We start from the raw sequence: 934 nt of genomic DNA, 5'->3' as shown, positions 1-934 counted from the left end.
AGGTTCGTATGAGCGCCGACACTGTTCACGACGTGATCGTCATTGGTTCGGGTCCCGCGGGGTATACCGCGGCGCTGTATACCGCGCGGGCGGAGTTGGCGCCGCTGGTGTTTGAGGGGACGTCTTTTGGTGGGGCGTTGATGACGACGACCGAGGTGGAGAACTATCCGGGGTTTCGTGAGGGGATCATGGGCCCGGCGTTGATGGACGAGATGCGTGAGCAGGCGTTGCGGTTCGGGGCGGATCTGCGGACGGAGGACGTCGAGTCGGTGTCGTTGCAGGGGCCGGTCAAGACGGTGACCGCCGAAGGGGTGCGGCATCGGGCGCGGGCGGTGATTTTGGCGATGGGTGCTGCGGCGCGGTATTTGGGGGTGCCCGGTGAGCAGAAGTTGCTGGGTCGGGGTGTGAGTGTGTGTGCGACCTGTGACGGGTTTTTCTTCAAGGATCAGGACATCGCGGTCGTCGGGGGTGGGGACTCGGCGATGGAGGAGGCCACGTTTTTGACCAAGTTCGCGCGCAGTGTGACGTTGGTGCATCGGCGTGAGGAGTTTCGGGCGTCGCGGATCATGTTGGACCGGGCGCGGGCCAACGACAAGATCCGGTTTTTGACCAATCACACCGTGGAGGCGGTCGAGGGTGAGGGCACGATGGCCGGGTTGCGGGTGCGTGATGTGGTCAGCGGCACCGAGTCGAGGTTGCCGGTGACGGCGATGTTCGTGGCGATCGGGCATGATCCGCGCTCGGAGTTGGTGCGTGAGGTGGTTGAGGTCGACTCGGAGGGGTATGTGCTGGTGCAGGGCCGTTCCACGAGCACCTCGGTCGAGGGGGTGTTCGCCGCCGGGGATCTGGTGGACCGCACCTACCGTCAGGCCGTCACCGCTGCCGGCAGCGGTTGTGCGGCGGCCATCGACGCCGAACGCTGGCTGGCCGAGCA

General features: G+C 65.6%; 1 protein-coding gene. It reads left to right on the top strand.

Going from position 1 to position 934, the window contains the following annotated elements; genetic code table 11:
* Window positions 1-8: 8 nt before the first annotated feature.
* The coding region (trxB, locus tag FPZ47_RS27650) for a thioredoxin-disulfide reductase (RefSeq protein WP_144957491.1) at window positions 9-934 on the top strand (926 nt) is incomplete at its 3' end.

It is taken from the genome of Mycobacterium helveticum (assembly GCF_007714205.1).
In the GTDB taxonomy this organism is placed as follows: Bacteria; Actinomycetota; Actinomycetes; order Mycobacteriales; family Mycobacteriaceae; genus Mycobacterium; species Mycobacterium helveticum.
Note: the sequence above shows the minus strand (reverse complement) of the source record. Positions and strands in the feature narration are given on the sequence as shown.